The following is a 17,106-nucleotide window of genomic DNA, read 5'->3' as shown; positions in this document are numbered from 1 at the left end:
CTCAATAGGCAACGGTGATCAGTCTTTCCTCGGTCATTTCGCGGATCGCGTAACCCGGGCCTTCACGACCGAAGCCGCTATCCTTGACACCGCCAAAGGGCATGATGTCGACCCGCGCGCTGGACGCTTCATTGATATGCACGCCGCCGAATTCCAGCCGGCGCGCAGTGCGCAATGCGGTTTGCAGGCTGCTGGTGAACAGGCCGGCGGCCAGGCCGTACGGACTGTCGTTGGCGCGCTCAACCACTTCGTCGAGCGTGTCGAATTCGAGTATCGACAGCACTGGCGCGAAGACTTCCTCGCAGTACACCCGCATGCTGTCGTTGACCTTGTGCAGCACGGTCGGCTGCATCACATTGCCTTCGCAGCCGCCGCCAGCCAGCAGCGTGGCGCCGGCTTCGACCGCTTCCGCCACCCAGGCACTGGCGCGCTGTGCGTGATGGCTGCTGATCATCGGCCCGACGATGGTCGCCGGATCGGCCGGGTCGCCGGCCCTGGTCGCCTTTGCCGCCGCGACAAATTTCGGAATGAAGGTATCGGCAATGCGGCGATCGACGAACAACCGCTGCACCGACGTACACACCTGGCCGGCCTTGCGAAAACCGGCGTTGATGATCTTCGGAATCGCCATGTCGATATCAGCGTCATGACAGACGATGGTGCTGGCGATGCTGCCCAGTTCCAGCTGCACGCCGCGCAGGCCGGCAGCCTGCTGGATCTCGCGCCCGACCCTGGTGCTGCCAGTGAATGCGTAATAGGCAATGCGCTGGTCGTCCAGCAACTGGCTGCCAATGCGGCTGCCCGGCCCGTTGACCAGCGACAGCAGTTGCGGCGGCAGGCCGGCGTCGAGCAGCGCCTTGCACAATTCGACCGCGGTCAGGGGCGTCAGGTTGGATGGTTTCAACACCACGGCATTGCCGCCCGCCAGCGCCGGCGCCACCTTGTGCGCCACCGTATTGAGCGGCGAATTGAACGGGGTGATGCAGCAGATCACGCCGCGCGGCACGCGCAGGGTGAAGCCCATCCGGTTTTTCATGCCGGCCGCCGCTTCCATCGGCACCAGCTCGCCATTGAGCCGCTTGGCTTCCTCGGCCGACAATTCCAGCGTCTGCACGCATCGCCGCACTTCGTTCTCGCCATCGGCGCGGGTAAAGCCGGCTTCGTCGCGCATCAGCCCGACCAGCAACTCGATCCGGCTTTCGACGATGCGCGCCGCCTGCGACAAGATGCGATAGCGCTCATACGGCGACAGGGTCGAGGTCTTGACGCCGGCCACTGCAGCGCCGATCGCCTCGTCGATCTGGGCGGCGGATGCCACCGCCATCTGGCCATAAACGCGGCCCTGGTATTTCTCGGTCAGCTGCTGGGTCGATTCGCCATCGACCCAGTGGCCATTGATGAGTAGCTTGGACATGTCGGCTCCTGGTCGGCAGATACGGCTCAGGCTTTCGCGCCCATCGCAGCCATGAAGCGCTGGCGAATGCGGGCAGGATCGCGATCGGTGGTGCCGGCCGGCTTCTGGTCGTCGATACGAGCGGCGATCAGCCACGGGCCGTCGCCGTCCAGTGCGCGATCCACCAGCGCTTCAAAATCGGCTTCATCGGCAGCCCATGCGCTTTGCGCCAGGCCGGCGCCCTTGGCCACCGCCACCAGGTCGACCGTGCTGGAAGTCAGCGTCGGCTGCTTGCCGGTAATCTGGTACATGCCGTTGTCGAACACGATCACGGCCAGGTTCTTCATCTTTGCTGCGGAGATGGTGCCCAGTGCGCCCAGTTGCATCAGCAGCGAGCCATCGCCTTCCAGCGCGAACACGCGGCGCTGCGGCTGTGCCAGCGCCACGCCCATGGCGATCGGCGCGGTCAGGCCCATGCTGCCCAGCATGTAAAAGTTTTCCGGGCGCTGGCCAGAGGCCCACAGGTCGAAGTTGTTGTTGCCGATGCCGCCGATCACGGCTTCGTTCGCATTGAGCCTGGCGACCAGACGCCGGGTCAGGTCGGAGCGGTTCATCACACGGGCGGTGTCGCGGGTCGCCTGCTTGTCATTGTTTGCCATGGCGTCAGTCCTGTTTCGAAGCGGTGTTTTTCTTGGTCAGGAGCGGCGACAGGATGATGGCTGCCGGCGCCTGCGTCGAAAACGCCTGCTGGATCATGTTGTTCACCACGAACTCGACGTCATCCAGCCGCTCGATGGCGAAATGTTCGATGCCGAGCGTTTGCAGCACTGGCCGCATGGTGCGGCAGACGATCGCCTGTCCAAGCTGGTGGTCGCCCAATGTGCCGCGCTCGGAAATCATCATCAGCAGCGGAATCTGGAACGGCACGGCCAGCGAGGCCAGCGCGTTCGGCAAGGTGGCAAAGCCGCTGGTCTGCATCAGCGTGATGCCACGCATTCCACCCATCCAGGCGCCGGTCACGATGCCGACTGCTTCCTCTTCCCGTGCCGGGCAGATGACGGTGAACCAGGGGTCGGCGTGGATTGCCTTGATCAGCGGGGACAGGACGTTGTCGGGCACATAGGCAACCAGTTTTACCTGGTTCGCCTTGAGTACCTTGACGACGATGTCGTACCAGGTTTGGGTTTCGGCGGGCATTGTCTGTTTTCGGTTGTCGGTTGAGGGGGGGGATGGCGTCAACCGTGCATTCAAATCCGCCCGGTGCCGCCGTGTTGGAAAGATCATAGGCGGGGGGTTTGATGAAAACAAACAACTAGTTTTTGTGCATTGTTCGGATTTGGTGATAGATGGGGAGGGGCTGGCATGCCGGGCTGGCATGCCGGGTGGCACCGAGGGTAGACCGGCGCATGCTACGAACGCTCCCTCCCTTTCAAGAGGAGGGTTGGGGGTGTAGCAGGGGTCTCGGGCAGCATGCTGCCCGCCTGCGGAACGGTCTGCGCTTGCAAGCGCAGACGCGCCCTGCAAGGGGGGATGGGGTCCAGCAGCTTCATTACGGCGATGTGCTTTTCGCCGCTTCAGCTTGCGGTTGGTTTGGCTGGGTTTGTTGTTTGTCGTTGTGAAGCCGGGAAACACCCCGGCGGGTGTGTAACTTTCTTTTGGAAAAGAAAGTCACCAAAGAAACCAAAGTCAAAACCCACTTGGCCAACGCCCGCCTCGATAGGCAACCAGACGCGGATGTCTGGGCTAATCCAGTGCGACGTTCGCAAGTGATGATCCCTCGGCTGTGTGCCGCTTACCTAATCAGCCAACCCCATGAAGTGTCTTATACCGATGCCCAGCGCACCGTTGACTCTTAATGGTTTTCGAAGCTTCAAATTGGCGATAGGGGTGCAGTGGTTCGGGTCGATCGAACGATGGCGCAATGATCAACCATATTTGGATTACTCGCCCGATCACCAGATCACCCGATCAACCGATCACCAGATCAGCAGATCAGCAGATCATCAGGTCATCAGGTAAATCGCCGATCATCGATCAGCGCCACTGTGTTTCAGCGTTGGCCGCAGCGATACGGTTTTGACCTACCTCCCGTATACGACGCCCCGAAATCTGATGGGATGGCGGATAAAGAAGCGTGCTTGTCTGAGCGAAGCGAGTTTGCACGCTTCTCCGCCAGGCCGTCGGATTTCGGGGGGACCCCGAAGGGGCGTCGTATCCGGGTCGCCTTTCTTTGCGTCCTTTCTTTGGCGACCAAAGAAAGGACGTCGCCCGCCGGGGCGAGTCCCGGCTTGGTCGCAATCAACGATAGCTTGAAAACAGCACACCAGCCCGCAAGGAAAGGGACACGCCCGCCGGTGCGAAAACCGGCTACGTCGCAAGCAACGCCAGTTCGAATACAGCACAAACGCCAGCAAACAAAGGGCCGCCAAAGGAGGAAGCCCCCTCCTACCCCGCCCCCTTTAACGTCGCATAAGTAGCCGCCGCCAACAAGCTCCTCGTATACTCCTCCCGTGGATCGCTCAGCACCGATTCCGTGCTGCCCGCCTCCACTACCCTCCCATCCTTCATCACCATCACCCGATGCGCCATCGCCCGGATCACCGCCAGGTCATGGCTGATGAAGAGATAAGCCAGGCCGTATTTCTTCTGCAAGCCGGCCAGCAGCCGCAGCACCTGCAACTGCACCGACACGTCCAACGAGGACGTCGGCTCGTCCAGCAGGATCAGCGCCGGCTTCAGCACCAGCGCCCGCGCAATCGAAATTCGCTGCCGCTGGCCGCCGGAGAATTCGTGCGGATAGCGTGACATCATCTCCGGCTGCAATCCGACTTCCTCCAGCGCCGCGCCAACCGCATTCCGCAACCCATCACGCGACAGCTCGGGATGATGCAGCGCCAGTCCCTCGCCAACTATCTGTTCGATCGTCCTGCGCGGTGACAGCGATGCGAACGGGTCCTGGAATACGACCTGCATGCGCGCGCGCAGTGGCCTGACGCGGGCGCTGTCCATCTCGCTGATCGGCTGGCCCACAAACGCAATCCGTCCAGCCACCTTCGCGGCGGACAGGCGCAGCATCGCCATCCCCAGCGTCGACTTGCCGGAACCGGACTCGCCGACTATGCCCAGCGTCTCGCCGGCACGCAGCTGCAAGTCCACATTGTCGACGGCAACGAAGTCGCGCTTCTTGAACCAGCCCTGGCTGATCTGGAACACGCAGCGTACCTGCTCGCCCTGCAACAACAACTCGTCGCCTTGAGGAGCCGTCTCCAGCAAGTGATCCGGATGACTGGCCAGCAATTTGCGGGTGTAGGCTTCCCGCGGGGCGGCAAACAGTTCGGCGGTGCTGGCGGTCTCGACCAGCAGGCCCTTTTCCATCACGCCGACGCGGTCGGCGAAATGGCGGACCAGGTTGAGGTCGTGCGTGATCATCAGCACGGCCATGTTTTCTTCACGCTGCAGCTGGTTCAGCAGTTCCAGTATCTGCACTTGTATCGTCACGTCCAGCGCAGTGGTCGGCTCGTCGGCGATCAGCAGCCGCGGCCGGCAGGCGAGCGCCATCGCAATCATGGCGCGCTGGCGCTGGCCGCCGGACAACTGGTGCGGATAGGCAAGCGCGCGCCGCGCCGGTTCCGGTATGCCGGTCTTGTCCAGCAATTCGACCGCGCGCCGCGCTGCTGCCTTGGCACCCAGGCCTTCGTGCAACATCAGCACTTCGGCAATCTGGTTGCCGATGGTGAACAGCGGGTTGAGCGCTGTCATCGGTTCCTGGAAAATCATGGCGATGTCGCGGCCGCGCAGCGTACGCAGGGCCGGGACCGGCTTTTGCAGGATGTCTTCGCCGTCGAACAGGATCTGTCCGCCATACGCAGCGTCCTGGTTCAGGCGCAGGATCGATAGCGCAGTCACGGTCTTGCCGGATCCGGATTCGCCAACCAGTGCGAATTTCTCGCCGGGCGCAATCGTGAAACTGACATCGTTGACGACCGTGGAAGAACCGAATCCGACCACCAGATTGCGTACCTCAAGCAGGCTCATGTCCGCCTCCGGACATCAAGCGCATTGCGTAGCGCATCGCCGATATTGGTCAGCAACAGCAGCGTGACGGTCAGCACGGCAAACGTGGACAGCGCGATCCACCAGGCGTCGAGGTTGTTCTTGCCCTGGGCCAGCAACTCGCCCAGGCTGGGGGTCGACGGCGGCACGCCCAGGCCAAGGAAATCGAGACTGGTCAGCGCCAGGATCGCGCCGCTCATCCGGAACGGCAGGAAGGTCACGACCGGCGTCATGCTGTTGGGCAGCACATGGCGCCAGATGATCTGCCAGTTCGACAGTCCCAGCGCGCGGGCCGCCTGCACATATTCGAGGTTGCGGTTGCGCAGGAAATCGGCGCGCACGTAATCCGACAGGCCCATCCAGCCGAACAAGGATAGCAACAGCAACAGCAGGCCTATGCTGGGGTCGAAAATCGACGCGAAGATGATCAGCAGGTACAGCTCCGGCATTGAACTCCAGATCTCCATGAAGCGCTGGAACAGCAGGTCGGTGCGGCCGGCGAAATAACCCTGTATCGCGCCGGTGACCAAGCCGAGGATGACGCCGGTCGCAGTCAGCGCCAGCCCGAACAGGATCGAGATGCGAAAGCCGTACAGCAGCCGGGCGAACACGTCGCGGCCGCGGTCGTCGGTGCCGATCCAGTTCTGCCCGGTCGGCGGCGCCGGATTGGGCGACCTGGCAAAATAATTCAGCGTGTCATAACGATAGCGGTTCAAGGGATAGATGGCCCAGTTGCCCGGTTCGCTGAACTGCTTTTCGATGAAGGGATCGAGATAGTCGGCCGGCGAGTCGAAGTCGCCGCCGAACACCCGTTCGGAATAATCCTTCACGATCGGAAACACCAGTTCGCCCTTGTAGCGCGCCACCAGCGGGCGGTCGTTGGAGATCACTTCCGCCATCAGGCTCAGCCCGAACAGGATCAGGAAAATCACCAGGCTCCAGTAGCCGCGCCGGTCACGGCGAAACCGCAGCCAGACCCGGCGGCCGGGGGAGATCGAGGGCGCGGCCGTCGTGGCCTGCATGCTCGGCGTGCTCATGGGGTTCTGCGTGCTTTGCGTGCTTTGCGTGCTCATCGTGCCAGGCTTTCGAACTGCACGCGCGGATCGGCCCACACGTAGCAAAGGTCGCCGATCAGTTTCACCACCAGCCCGATCAGCGTGAACAGGTAGAGCGTGCCCATCACCACCGGATAGTCGCGCCGCACCACCGACTCATACGACAGCAGGCCCAGGCCATCCAGCGAGAACAGGGTTTCGATCAGCAGTGAGCCGGCGAAGAAGGCGCCGATGAAGGCCGCCGGGAAACCGGTCACCAGCGGAATCAGTGCATTGCGGAACACGTGCTTGTACAACACGGTTTTTTCCGACAAGCCCTTGGCGCGCGCCGTCAGTACGTACTGTTTGCGTATCTCTTCCAGGAACGTGTTCTTGGTCAGCATGGTCATGACGGCGAAGGAACCGGCAACCGAGGCCACCACCGGCAGCGTGATGTGCCACAGATAGTCGGCAATCTTGCCGGACCAGGACAGTGTTTCCCAGTTGTCGGACGTCAGGCCGCGCAGCGGAAACCACTGGACGAAACTGCCGCCACCAAACAGCACCAGCAGCAGCACGCCGAGCACGAAGCCCGGTATCGAGTAGCCAATCAGCACCGCGATGCTGGTGGCGACGTCGAAGCGGCTTCCTTCGCGGACCGCCTTGCTGATCCCGAGCGGGACCGAAATGAAATAGGTCAGGAAAAACGCCCACATGCCCAGCGAGATCGAGACCGGCAACTTGGATTTGACCAGTTCCCACACATCCTTGTGATGGTAGAAGCTCTGCCCGAGGTCGAAGGTGGCAAAGCCCTTCAGCATCTGCCAGAAACGCGCCATCGGCGGCTTGTCGAACCCATACAGCGCCTGGATTTCCTTGACCCGCTCGGCGTCTATGCCCTGGCGGCCGCGGTACTGCGACGCACCGCCGCCGCTGGCTTCACCGCCGCCGGTCACGGCACCCTGCTTCAGCTCCATCAGCGCCTGTTCGACCGGCCCGCCGGGCACGAACTGGATCACGGCAAAGGTGATCGCGATGACGCCCAATAATGTCGGGATCATCAGCAACACGCGCTTGGCGATATAAGCCCAGATATTCATGGTTCCATCTGTATGCGGTCAATCCGGTATTTGTCCATGCCGCCGCCGCTGTCCCTGCTGTCCGTGCCGGACATATCAGCGCGGCTTGGCTTGCCACCAGTTCGAAATTACGTAGGGATCCGCCTGGTAGTACAGCGGCGCTTTGTCGGGAATGCCGAAACGGTTGCGATAGGCCACCCGGTGGGTAGGCGAGAACCAGTGCGGCACCGCGATGTATTTATGCAGCAGCACCCGGTCCAGCGCGCGCGCCGCGGAGACCAGCTGCTCGCGGGTTTCCGCCGCAACCAGGGCCGCCACCAGCTTGTCGACCGCCGGATCTTTCAGTCCCCAGACATTGTTCGATCCCTTGATGTCCGCCGCTTGCGAACCGAAGATATCGAACATTTCATTGCCCGGGCTGGTGACGTCGGGCAGCCGCTGGGTGGTCATGTCGTAGTCGAATTCTTCCATGCGCTTTTGCACCAGCGCGTAGTCGGCGGTGCGCTGCGTCACCTGCACGCCCAGCTTTTTCAGGTTGCGCACATAGACGCTGATCACGCGCGACAGCGCCGACTGGTCGTCCAGGATCTCGAAGCCGAACACCTCGCCGCTGGCATTGCGCAACGCGCCATCACGGTATTCCCATCCGGCCTGGCGAAACAGCTCGCGCGCCTTGAGCAGGTTGGCGCGCAGCGAAGCCGGCGGCTCGGTATCGGGCGGTACCGGCGCCGGGCCGAACACGGCGGGATCGAGCCCGGCACGCAACGGTTCCAGCAGCTTGAGCTCGCCCGCACCCGGCATGCCGGTGGCGCCCAGCTCGCTGTTGCTGAAGAAGGAATAGATGCGCTTGTACTGGTTATAGAAAAGCTGGCGGTTCATCCATTCATAGTCCAGCGCAAGGCCCAGCGCCTGGCGCACGCGCGGGTCGCGGAACTGCGGGCGCCGCAGGTTCATCATGAAGCCCTGCATGCCGGCGCCGTTGGAGTGCTTGAGTTCGCGCTTGACGATTTCGCCGCTGCGGAACTTCGGCCCGTTGTAGGCGCGCGCCCAGTTCTTGGCGCTGTATTCGACCACCACGTCGAATTCGCCGGCCTTGAACGCTTCCAGCCGCGCCACATCGTCCTTGTAGAAGCGATAGACGATGCGCTCGAAGTTGAACATGCCGCGCCGGGTCGGTACCTCATTGGCCCAGTAAGCCGGATTGCGGCGGTACACGATGGAGCGGCCGACGTCGTAGCGGTCTATCAGGTAGGGTCCGCTGGCGATCGGCGGCGCCAGCTGTATCTTGTCGAAGGGTGTGCCGGCGGCCCACTTGCGTGAAAACACCGGCACCCCGCCGACGATCAGCGGCAACTCGCGATTGAGGCTCTTGAACTCGAAGCGCACGGTGCGCGCATCCAGCACCACGCACTGCTTGATGTCGGCGAAGATCGACTTGAACTGCGGCGCGCCCTTGGCCAGCAGGGTGTCATAGGAATATTTCACATCCTCGGCCAGCACCGGATCGCCGTTGTTGAAGCGCGCCTTGGGATCGAGCCGGAAAACCATGGACATGCGGTCCGGCGCCAGCACCATGTCTTGCGCCAGCAGGCCGTACATGGTGGCGGTTTCGTCGGAAGAGCTGGTGGCCAGGGTCTCGAACATCAGGTTGCTCAAGCCGGCCGCCGCCACCCCTTTCATCGAAAACGGATTGAACTTGTCGAAGCTGGTGCGGCGGTCGGGATTGGCGAGGAACAGTTCCCCGCCGCGCGGCGCGTCCGGATTGACGTAGTCGAAATTCCTGAAACCGGCCGGATATTTTGGCTCGCCGTAGAGGGCGAATGCGTGGGCGCCCCATGCGTGGGTGCCGGCCATCAAGCCAGCGAGGAACAGCAATGTCGAGAGGAGTCTTACCATGCAAGCGTTGGCTCAGGAGGAATCGGCTGCTGCGTCCGGCAGGCGTCGGCAGGTGGGCCCGCACGCCACAGGATGTGGTCTATTGTACATAAAGGGATGCCCGCGCAAGGCGCCGCGGTTGCCCTGCCCCACATGAAGCCCTACAATCTTGCCCATCCTGACATTCCGGAGTCGCTCCATGGCGTTCTTGCAAGGCAAAAAAATTCTGATCACGGGCTTGCTGTCCAACCGTTCCATCGCATACGGCATCGCCCAGGCCTGCAAACGTGAAGGCGCCGAGCTGGCATTCACCTATGTCGGCGACCGCTTCAAGGACCGGATCGTCGATTTCGCGAAGGAGTTCGACAGCGAACTGATCTTCCCGTGCGACGTCGGCAGCGACGAGCAGATAGAAGCGCTGTTCCGCGACCTGGGCCAGTCCTGGGGCCAGCTCGACGGCCTGCTGCATTCGATCGGTTTCGCGCCCCGCGAGGCAATTACCGGCGATTTCCTGGAAGGCCTGTCGCGCGAGGCATTCCGCACCGCACACGAGATCTCCGCCTACAGTTTCCCGGCTTTGGCCAAGGCGGCCTTGCCGCTGCTCAAGCCTGGCTCATCGCTGCTGACGCTGACCTATCTCGGCGCCATCCGCGCCACGCCGAACTACAACACCATGGGCCTGGCCAAGGCATCGCTGGAAGCCAGCGTGCGTTACCTGGCGGAATCGCTGGGCAAGAGAGGGGTGCGCGTGAACGGCATCTCGGCCGGTCCGATCAAGACCCTGGCTGCCAGCGGCATCAAGGACTTCAGCAAGCTGCTCGGCATTGTCGCGGCCAACGCGCCCTTGCGCCGCAACGTGACGATTGAAGACGTCGGCAATGTGGCGGCCTTCATGCTGTCGGACCTGGCTGCTGGAATCACGTCCGAGATTACCTACGTGGATGGCGGCTTTTCGAATGTGATGTACGCGCCGGAGTGATGTTTTCGGCGGGCCAGGCGGCCTGAGCTGATTGGCCTGACCTGATTGGCCGGACATCGCGGACCATGTTGCCCGCATGGTCCACATTCCGGCAAGTCCGAAGGCATGTTGAAATGGCATGCAGTTTGCAGGGCGGATGCAGCTGAAGCCACCCTGCAAACGTTCCCCCCTTCCCGGCGCTTTATATTAGAACGATGGGGCTGGACATCCGCCACCGTACCCCGTACAATCGCTGGCTGTGCTCCTGATGGGGCACTAAACGCCGCATCGCAAACCCTCGCAGTAACCATACGAAGCCCTCCCGCCCCCTGGTGTCGCCTATGACGGACACCGCCCCGGCGCAAAGCTTTATTGTGCCGAAATCTCTCTGAGCTCTCTGTAGTTCTCATAGCTGTTTCGCAGTTTCGTTGGTTCGCGTTGCTATCCTCGCGCCACAAGCGCATTTCGTTCTGCATTACCCATGCAGCGCGGAGCAATGATTTTGACGAAAGTAAATATGACTTTTGAAGCACTCGGCCTCCACCCGGCCATTCTTAAAGCAATCAACGAATCCGGCTACAAGGACCCTACCGCAGTTCAGGCTCAAGCGATTCCGGCAGCAATCGAGGGACGCGACCTGATGGTGTCGTCGCAAACCGGTTCGGGCAAGACCGCCGCATTCATGATCCCGTCGCTGCACCTGCTGGCCTCCGCCGTTCCGGTCGACGCTGGCAAGACCGCGAACCAGACAGCGCAGGCAGCCCGTGCCCGCGGTGAGCGTCCGCGCTTCCGCCCGGCCCAGCCGCGCGTGCTGGTACTGACGCCGACCCGCGAACTGGCACTGCAAGTGACCAACGCGACCGAAAAATACGGCTCGCACCTGCGAAGCATCCGTGCCGTCGCCATCCTGGGCGGCATGCCTTACCCGAAACAGATGCAACTGCTGTCGCGCAATCCGGAAATCCTGGTTGCCACGCCAGGCCGCCTGATCGACCACATGGAATCGGGCAAGATCGATTTCTCCGAACTGCAAGTGCTGGTTCTGGATGAAGCCGACCGCATGCTGGACATGGGCTTCGTCGAAGACATCGAGCGCATCGTCGCCGCCACGCCGGAAACGCGTCAGACGATGCTGTTCTCGGCCACGCTGGACGGCATGGTCGGCAAGATTGCAGCGCGCATCACCAAGAACGCCCAAGTGATCCAGATCACCGGCGCCACCGCACGGCATGAAAACATCCAGCAGAAGGTTCACTTCGTCGACGACCTGTCGCACAAGAACCGCATGCTCGACCACCTGCTGCGCGACGAGTCGATCGACCAGGCCGTGATTTTCACCGCCACCAAGCGCGATGCCGATACGCTGGCCGACCGCCTGACCATCGCCGGTTTTGCTGCTGCTGCGTTGCATGGCGACATGCACCAGGGCGCGCGTAACCGTACCCTCGACAGCATGCGTCGTGGCCAGGTGAAAGTGCTGGTCGCGACCGACGTTGCCGCCCGCGGCATCGACGTGCCGACGATCACCCACGTGATCAACTACGACCTGCCTAAATTCCCGGAAGACTATGTCCACCGCATTGGCCGTACCGGCCGTGCCGGTCGTAACGGCGTTGCAGTGTCGCTGGTCAACCACCAGGAAAACATGAACGTCAAACGCATCGAGCGCTTCACCAAGCAATCGATTCCGGTTGATGTGATTGCCGGCCTGGAGCCGAAGCGCAGCGCAGCCCCTGCCCGTCCGGGCACCGGTTCGGGCTGGAAGCCTGGCGATGGCCGCGGCCGCGCCAAGCCTGGCCAACGCAGCTTCAGCAAGCCTGCAGGCGGTGCACCGCGTCGCGAGAGCGGCTACGGCGGCAACCGTGACGGCGCCAATACTGGCGGCGCACGCCGGTCATATGGCGATCGTTGATTGCTGATTGACTGACTCCGGCCGCAATGCGGCTGGATCAAGTACTAAAAAACGCATGGCGACTCAGGTTGCCATGCGTTTTTTTTGGGCTGGCGATTTGCTCCGACCGCAGCAAGTACGTCGATGGCCGAGCGACCTTTGGCCCTCTCCCTTTCAGGGCTGAGCCTTACCCATAACCGTGGGTGAGTGGTTTTGTGGATTTTTGGGTCTCTGGCTTACGGTTGGTGTGGCTGGGTTTGTTGTTTGTCGTTGTGAAGCCCGGGAGACACCCCGGCGGGTGTGTAACTTTCTTTTGGAAAAGAAAGTCACCAAAGAAACCAAATTCAACACCCACTTGGCCAACGCACGCTTCGATAGGCAACCAGACTCGGATGTCTGGGCTAATCCAGTGCGACCTTCGCGAGCGATGATCCCTCGGCTGTGTGCCGCTTACCTAATCAGCCAACCCCATGAAGTGTCTTATACCGATGCCCGGCGCACCGTTGACTCTTAATGGTTTTCGAAGCTTCAAACAGGCGACGGAGGGGATCTTTTCTAGAAAGGCAGAGTTCTGGGGAAGATCGCCTGAATTGCTCGCCCCGCCCCCCCCCTGAAAACCCGACCTCAAGAGCCAACTAGCGGCTTCGAAAACAATTGGGAGTCAACGAGCGGTGGTGTGCGGTCGGCGGCATTGAAGCGGGTTGACTGATCCCGGTCAGAAGCGAACGTGTGGCAGGACCTTCCTCGCGAACGTCGCAATGGTTCGGCCCAAGCGTCCGAGTCTGGTTGGCGATCGGAACGGGCGTTGGCCAAGTGGGTTTTGACCTTCTTTTCTTTGGTTCCTTTCTTTTTCCAAAAGAAAGGAACACACCCGCCGGGGTGTCTCCCGGCTTCACAACCACAACCATCACACCCAGCCACACCAACCGCAAGCCAACAAGCCGCAAAATCCAAAAAACCCACTAACCAGAGATATGGGTAAGGTTCAGCCTTGAAAGGGGGGCGTTCGTGACGTGCCTGGGACAGCGCCCTCACCCCATCCCGCAAGTCCTGAACCCTACAAAAATATCATTCCTCTCCGGCAAATAGAAATTCCGGAATTTCACCGAGCGCATGCGCCCCGGCGTAACAAAGGACGCGCCCCGCAGCACCTGGTGCGAATCGAACCAGGGCTGGGAATATTCACGATACGCATCCGCTTCGAAACCCTCATACGGCAGGAATCGCGAACAAGTCCATTCCCACAGATCGCCCCAGCGCAAGGCCGGATGTCGGCTCAATGCCGCACTCTCCCACTCCGCTTCGGTCGGCAAGCGGCGGCCGGCCCAGGTGCAGTAAGCCTGTGCTTCGTACAGGTTGACGTGCCGCACCGGCTCATGCTGCGGCAATATGCTGTCACGGCCGAAGCGCTCGCAGCGCCAGCTGTTGTTGTCGCGCCGCCAGTAACGCGGCGCCGACTGCTCCTGCGACATCAGCCAGATGCGTCCGGCCTGGGTCCAGTAATGGGGATTCTCGTAGCCGTTGTCATCGACGAAATCGGCATACTGGGCGTTGGTCACCAGCGTCGCATCCATCTCGTAACTGTCCAGCCGCACCGGATGCGCCCATTTTTCGTTGTCGAACACGAATTCATTGTGGGCGCTGCCAAGCTCGAAGGTGCCGCCCGGGAAGCGGATCGTGCCCTGCGCCCATGCGCGGGTCGTGTTCCAGCTGCCATGCGGCAGCGCCGGAACGCCCAGGGTCTGCATGGTGTAGGCCAGCGCCTCGCCATGCATGTCCTCATGGGCCAGCGCCAGGCGGTAGGGATACAGCGCCGCGGCGCTTTCGGCGGACCGGCTCAATTTGTCCAGGACCCGGTCCAGCACTTCGCGGCAATATGTCTTCAGCGCGCCGGGCGACGGCAAGCCCAGCGACCAGCGCTCCTTGTGTGGCACCAGGTTGGAATCGAACCAGTCGTCGCCCTTGGTCAGCAGCGAATGTCCGCGCGCCGTTCCCGGCTGGCTCGATTCGGCTTCACGCAGGATGTACCACTCGGCAAACCAGGCCTGGTGGCCGAGCTCCCACAGCGGCGGATTGACAGTCGACAGCAAGGGCACGCGGGCCGGCAGGTCCAGTCCGGCCTCGGCAAAGCGCTCGAACAGGGCGAGCGTATAATCCCGCGCATCAGTGAGCGCGTCCGCCAGTTCGCTGCGGCTGGCCGTACGAAATGAAGCATTCATCGAGAGATCCTGAAGCCGTGACGGCGAAGCCGCTTATATTCATTATCAGTCCCGCATCGGCAAAAGCCAACAACGGCAACTGGCAAACTGCGTCGCGCTGGCAACGCTTCCTGCGCGATCGCTATCGCGTGCGCCTGACCGATGAATGGGATGGAAAAATACAAGCAGATCTGATGATCGCACTACATGCGCGAAGATCGGCTCCTGCCATTCAAGCATGGGCGCGCCAATCGCCCGATGCGCCGCTGATCGTTGTCTTGACCGGCACCGACCTCTACCGCGACATCCACACGGATGCTGACGCCCGTCAATCGCTGGAAGCGGCAAGCAGGCTGGTGGTGCTACAGGAAGCCGGGCTCGAACAGCTATCCCCGGCACTGCGCAAAAAAACCAGCGTCATCTTCCAGTCAGCTCCGCAGTTTGCTCCATCCATTGCTCCGTCCCTGACGCCGGCCAGCGCGCCGGCGGCCCTATCCCCGCTTGCTGCCAACCCGGCCTTCACCGTCATCATGATCGGCCACCTGCGCGCCGAAAAAAGACCGGAGACCTACATGCAGGCGGCGCTGCTACTGAAGTCCTCCGGCATCCGCTTGCTGCACGTCGGCCATGCACTCGATGCCGGACTGGCACGACAGGCTGCCGACACCGCCGCTGCCTGCCCGTCCTACGAATGGCTGGGCGGTCTGCCCCATGCCCGCACCCGTCGGCTGCTGGCCGACAGCGACCTGATGGTAATCACCTCGGCGATGGAAGGCGGGGCGAATGTGATCATCGAAGCAGTGACCAGCGGCGTGCCGGTGCTGGCCAGCGACATCGACGGCAACCGCGGCATGCTGGGCAGCGACTATGCCGGCTATTTTCCGGTCGGCGACAGTGCCACGCTGGCAAGGCTGATCCTGCGCGTGCGGGACGAAGCGCCTTACCGCGAACAGTTGCGCCGGCAATGCAGCCAGCGGGCAGACCTGTTCAGCCCGGAGCGGGAGCAGGCGGCGCTGCTGGAACTATTGGATAATGTGCTGCTACCGCATCAGGAATGAACATGAACGCACCTACCGAACTCCCGTCCGAACAACCCGTCAAGCTCACCTCTTTCTCGCACGGCGGCGGCTGCGGCTGCAAGATCGCGCCCGGCGTGCTGGCGGAAATTCTCAAGCGTTCCAGTGGCTTTCCGGTACCGAAGGAACTGATGGTCGGCATCGAAACCGCCGATGACGCCGCCGTGTACCGCCTGAACGACGAGCAGGCGCTGATTGCTACGACCGATTTCTTCATGCCCATCGTGGACGACCCGTTCGACTTCGGCCGCATTGCCGCGACCAATGCGATCTCGGATGTCTATGCGATGGGTGGCACGCCGATCATGGCGCTGGCGCTGGTCGGCATGCCAATCGACAAGCTGCCGCTGGACGTGATCGGAAGCATCATCCGTGGCGGCGAATCGATCTGCGGCGAAGCCGGCATACCGATCGCGGGCGGACACACGATCGATTCAGTCGAGCCGATCTATGGGCTGGTGGTGCTGGGCCTGGTTCACCCGGACCGGGTCAAGCGCAATGCCGACGCCCGCGCCGGCGACCAGCTGATCCTTGGCAAGCCCCTGGGCGTGGGCGTGCTGTCGGCGGCCTTGAAGAAAAATGCGCTGGACCAGGCCGGATACCGCGCCATGATCGAGGCCACGACCAAGCTCAACAAACCGGGGCGCCTGCTGTCGGAAATGGCCGGCGTACATGCCCTGACCGATGTCACCGGCTTCGGCTTGCTCGGGCATCTGCTGGAACTGGCGCGGGGTGCGGGGCTGACCGCGCGCCTGGACATGTCGCGCATTCCGTTGCTGCCCGGCGTGCAGCAACTGGCGGAGGCAGGTTTCGTTACCGGCGCCTCCGGCCGCAACTGGGGCGGCTATGGTCATGATGTGCAGCTGGGTGTGGGTGTCTCGGCTGTGCAGCAGATGCTGTTGACCGATCCGCAGACATCGGGGGGCTTGCTGGTGTCCTGCGCGCCGGAGGCGGTGGACAGTGTGCTGGCCTTGTTCCGCGAGGGCGGATTTGCCGAGGCAGCGGTGATCGGTGAGATGGTTGCTGGGGCGGCGAAGGTGGAAGTGAAGGCGTAGTACGTCGATTTGCGGCGTCGACCGTAGCGTCACTTTAATGCTCCCTGCCTTTCAAGGGCTTTCGTTACCCATATTCATGGGTGAGTGGTTTGGTGGCTCTTTGGCTTGCGGTTCGTTTGGCTGGGTTTGATGGTTGTGGTTGTGAAGCCGGGAGACACCCCGGCGGGTGTGTTCCTTTCTTTTTAAAAAGAAAGGAACCAAAGAAAACAGAGTCAAAACCCACTTGGCCAGCGCCCGCCTCGATAGCCAACCAGACTCGGACGTCTGGGCCGAACCATTGCGACGATCGCGAGGGAAGTCCTGCCACACGTTCGCCTCTGACCGGGATCAGTCAACCCGCTTCAATACCGCCGACCGCACACCACCGCTCGTTGACTCCCAATTATTTTCGAAGCCGTTAATTGGCGCTTGAGGTGGGGTTGCCAAGGGCGCGGGTATCCCCGGGAGCAACTGCGGCGCTCTGCCTTTCGTGAAGCAGATCCGTCGCATATTTG

At 62.0% G+C, this 17,106-nt stretch carries 12 protein-coding genes; 4 read left to right on the top strand and 8 right to left on the bottom strand.

Annotated elements, in window-relative coordinates; translation table 11 throughout:
* Window position 1: 1 nt before the first annotated feature.
* From FVE66_RS10215 to FVE66_RS10185, 7 genes are all read right to left on the bottom strand, one after another.
* The gene (locus tag FVE66_RS10215; RefSeq protein WP_151447341.1) at window positions 2-1,414 is read right to left on the bottom strand and encodes an aldehyde dehydrogenase family protein; all 1,413 of its coding nucleotides are present in this window, start codon (window positions 1,412-1,414) and stop codon (window positions 2-4) included.
* Window positions 1,415-1,440: 26 nt separating this feature from the next.
* The gene (locus tag FVE66_RS10210) at window positions 1,441-2,052 is read right to left on the bottom strand and encodes a thiamine pyrophosphate-dependent enzyme (protein WP_151447340.1); all 612 of its coding nucleotides are present in this window, start codon (window positions 2,050-2,052) and stop codon (window positions 1,441-1,443) included.
* 4 nt (window positions 2,053-2,056) lie between these two features.
* Window positions 2,057-2,590 (bottom strand): thiamine pyrophosphate-binding protein, encoded by a 534-nt coding sequence (locus tag FVE66_RS10205; RefSeq protein WP_151447339.1) that lies wholly within the window; start codon window positions 2,588-2,590, stop codon window positions 2,057-2,059.
* A gap of 1,248 nt (window positions 2,591-3,838) precedes the next feature.
* Window positions 3,839-5,428 carry an ABC transporter ATP-binding protein gene (locus FVE66_RS10200; protein WP_151447338.1) on the bottom strand — a complete coding sequence of 530 codons (1,590 nt, stop codon included), beginning with the start codon at window positions 5,426-5,428 and terminating at the stop codon, window positions 3,839-3,841.
* Entirely contained in the window at window positions 5,425-6,483 is a 1,059-nt protein-coding gene (locus FVE66_RS10195) for an ABC transporter permease (RefSeq protein WP_151447337.1), read from the bottom strand. The genes FVE66_RS10200 and FVE66_RS10195 overlap by 4 nt, the downstream gene beginning before the upstream one ends.
* 32 nt (window positions 6,484-6,515) lie before the next feature.
* Window positions 6,516-7,580, bottom strand: a complete 1,065-nt coding sequence (locus FVE66_RS10190; RefSeq protein ID WP_151447336.1) for a microcin C ABC transporter permease YejB — start codon at window positions 7,578-7,580, stop codon at window positions 6,516-6,518.
* Window positions 7,581-7,655: 75 nt separating this feature from the next.
* Window positions 7,656-9,455: an extracellular solute-binding protein gene (locus FVE66_RS10185; protein ID WP_151447335.1), complete on the bottom strand. Its 1,800-nt coding sequence runs from the start codon at window positions 9,453-9,455 to the stop codon at window positions 7,656-7,658.
* 178 nt (window positions 9,456-9,633) lie between these two features.
* Here FVE66_RS10185 and fabI point away from each other — a divergent pair, with 178 nt between their 5' ends.
* Window positions 9,634-10,413: an enoyl-ACP reductase FabI gene (gene fabI / locus FVE66_RS10180; RefSeq protein WP_151447334.1), complete on the top strand. Its 780-nt coding sequence runs from the start codon at window positions 9,634-9,636 to the stop codon at window positions 10,411-10,413.
* A gap of 496 nt (window positions 10,414-10,909) precedes the next feature.
* Complete coding sequence (locus FVE66_RS10175; RefSeq protein WP_151447333.1) at window positions 10,910-12,304, top strand: DEAD/DEAH box helicase; 1,395 nt, start codon at window positions 10,910-10,912, stop codon at window positions 12,302-12,304.
* A gap of 1,010 nt (window positions 12,305-13,314) precedes the next feature.
* Here FVE66_RS10175 and senA read toward each other — a convergent pair.
* The gene (gene senA / locus FVE66_RS10170; protein WP_194164382.1) at window positions 13,315-14,502 is read right to left on the bottom strand and encodes a selenoneine synthase SenA; all 1,188 of its coding nucleotides are present in this window, start codon (window positions 14,500-14,502) and stop codon (window positions 13,315-13,317) included.
* On the opposite strand from senA, the gene senB reads away from it, so the two are divergent.
* Together senB and selD are read left to right on the top strand one after the other, a co-directional pair.
* Complete coding sequence (senB, locus tag FVE66_RS10165) at window positions 14,490-15,539, top strand: selenoneine biosynthesis selenosugar synthase SenB (protein WP_151447332.1); 1,050 nt, start codon at window positions 14,490-14,492, stop codon at window positions 15,537-15,539. The two genes, senA and senB, sit on opposite strands and share 13 nt — an antisense overlap.
* Window positions 15,540-15,541: 2 nt before the next feature.
* On the top strand, window positions 15,542-16,612 hold the full coding sequence (gene selD, locus FVE66_RS10160; RefSeq protein WP_151447331.1) for a selenide, water dikinase SelD: 1,071 nt from the start codon (window positions 15,542-15,544) through the stop codon (window positions 16,610-16,612).
* The last annotated feature ends 494 nt before the right edge of the window (window positions 16,613-17,106 follow it).

The sequence above is a fragment of the Lacisediminimonas profundi genome, assembly GCF_008831265.1.
GTDB classification, from domain to species: domain Bacteria; phylum Pseudomonadota; class Gammaproteobacteria; order Burkholderiales; family Burkholderiaceae_D; genus Lacisediminimonas; species Lacisediminimonas profundi.
This window is presented reverse-complemented; position numbering and strand designations above follow the sequence as displayed.

Bases quoted from the DNA above. Each gene is read 5' to 3' on its own strand.
- FVE66_RS10215 (WP_151447341.1), bottom strand. From the start codon at position 1,414: ATGTCCAAGCTACTCATCAATGGCCACTGGGTCGATGGCGAATCGACC.
- FVE66_RS10210 (WP_151447340.1), bottom strand. From the start codon at position 2,052: ATGGCAAACAATGACAAGCAGGCGACCCGCGACACCGCCCGTGTGATG.
- FVE66_RS10205 (WP_151447339.1), bottom strand. From the start codon at position 2,590: ATGCCCGCCGAAACCCAAACCTGGTACGACATCGTCGTCAAGGTACTC.
- FVE66_RS10200 (WP_151447338.1), bottom strand. From the start codon at position 5,428: ATGAGCCTGCTTGAGGTACGCAATCTGGTGGTCGGATTCGGTTCTTCC.
- FVE66_RS10195 (WP_151447337.1), bottom strand. From the start codon at position 6,483: ATGAGCACGCCGAGCATGCAGGCCACGACGGCCGCGCCCTCGATCTCC.
- FVE66_RS10190 (WP_151447336.1), bottom strand. From the start codon at position 7,580: ATGAATATCTGGGCTTATATCGCCAAGCGCGTGTTGCTGATGATCCCG.
- FVE66_RS10185 (WP_151447335.1), bottom strand. From the start codon at position 9,455: ATGGTAAGACTCCTCTCGACATTGCTGTTCCTCGCTGGCTTGATGGCC.
- fabI (WP_151447334.1), top strand. From the start codon at position 9,634: ATGGCGTTCTTGCAAGGCAAAAAAATTCTGATCACGGGCTTGCTGTCC.
- FVE66_RS10175 (WP_151447333.1), top strand. From the start codon at position 10,910: ATGACTTTTGAAGCACTCGGCCTCCACCCGGCCATTCTTAAAGCAATC.
- senB (WP_151447332.1), top strand. From the start codon at position 14,490: ATGAAGCATTCATCGAGAGATCCTGAAGCCGTGACGGCGAAGCCGCTT.
- senA (WP_194164382.1), bottom strand. From the start codon at position 14,502: ATGAATGCTTCATTTCGTACGGCCAGCCGCAGCGAACTGGCGGACGCG.
- selD (WP_151447331.1), top strand. From the start codon at position 15,542: ATGAACGCACCTACCGAACTCCCGTCCGAACAACCCGTCAAGCTCACC.